At 52.9% G+C, this 1545-nt stretch carries 1 rRNA gene; it reads left to right on the forward strand.

From position 1 onward, the window contains the following. Positions 1 to 44: 44 nt before the first annotated feature. A 23S ribosomal RNA gene (locus AA81_RS14465) occupies positions 45 to 1545 on the forward strand; the annotation flags it as partial.

Raw genomic sequence — 1545 nt, forward strand, 5'->3', positions numbered from 1 at the left:
ACCAACCCCAAAGAATAGCTCATTGACAAGTGCATAGAGTGTAAGTCCAAAGAGAGAAGGGCATACGGTGGATGCCTAGCCAGCTGGAAGCGAAGAAGGACGTGGTAAGCTGCGAAAAGCTGTGGGGAGCTGCAAACGAGCGAAGATCCGCAGATATCCGAATGGGGAAACCTGCCGAAAGGCATCCTGGAGACAGGAGGCGAAGCTGGGGAAGTGAAACATCATAGTACCCGGTGAAAAGAAATCAAACGAGATTCCCTAAGTAGCGGCGAGCGAAAAGGGAAGAGCCCAAACAGTAGCGATGCAAAAGCGGGCAGGCGTTGTTGCTACTGGGTTGAGGGTAACAGCTACCCGAACTGCCAGATAGGGGGTTGGAGATATATACGAAGTGGAAAGGCATGGGAAGGCCTACCGAAGAAGGTGAAAGTCCTGTACACGGAAGTATATAAATTCAACTGCTGTTAACCCGAGTAGCGTAGGACACGAGGAATCCTGCGTGAAGCTGGGTGGACCTCCATCCAAGGCTAAAGAGGACAGCTGAGCGATAGTGGAATAGTACCGTGAGGGAAAGGTGAAAAGGACCCCGGGAGGGGAGTGAAAGAGAACCTGAAACCGTATGCCTACAGGAAGCGGGAGCGAAAGTGACCGCGTGCCTTTTGATTAATGAGCCTGCGAGTTATTTTCGGTGGCGAGGTTAAGCCGGTAGGTGGAGCCGAAGGGAAACCGAGTATGAAAAGTGCGCAAGTCACTGGGAATAGACCCGAAGCCAGGTGAGCTACCCATGTGCAGGATGAAGCTTGGGTAAAACCAAGTGGAGGTCCGAACCGGTGGATAGTGAAAAATTCTCGGATGACATGTGGGTAGGAGTGAAAAGCTAACCGAACCTGGTGATAGCTGGTTCTCCCCGAAACGTGTGTAGGCACGGCCTCTGGGAAAGAGTTATGGAGGTAGAGCACTGAATGGCGTAGGGGGGTAGACCTCTGAAACCAATCAAACTCCGAATGCCATAACTGGAAACCAGGGAGAAAGACTATGGGGAATAAGCTTCATGGTCGAGAGGGAAAGAGCCCAGACCGACAGCTAAGGTTCCGAAGAAGCGGCTAAGTGTGAAAGGAAGTGGACCTCTTGAGACAGCCGGGAGGTTGGCTTAGAAGCAGCCATCCTTGAAAGAGTGCGTAACAGCTCACCGGTAGAAGAGGACTGCGCCGAAAATGTAACGGAGCTAAAGCCGCGCACCGAAGCTACGGTATAGCCGGAAGGCTATAGGTAGGGGAGCGATGTGCGAGGGAGAAGCATAACCGGGAGGTTATGTGGACGAAGCACAAGAGAGAATGCAGGCATGAGTAACGAAATGGGAGTGAGAATCTCCCACCCCTAAAGTCTAAGGTTACCTGGGGAAGGGTCGTCCGCCCAGGGTAAGTCGGGACCTAAGGTGAACCCGAAAGGGGTAGCCGATGGAAAACGGGTAAAGAATCCCGTACCGGTAAAAGGGGAGCTACAAGGGGGGACACAGGAGGTAAAGCTACCGAGCGAGGGTGGCGGAGC

Source organism: Petrotoga halophila DSM 16923 (assembly GCF_002924615.1).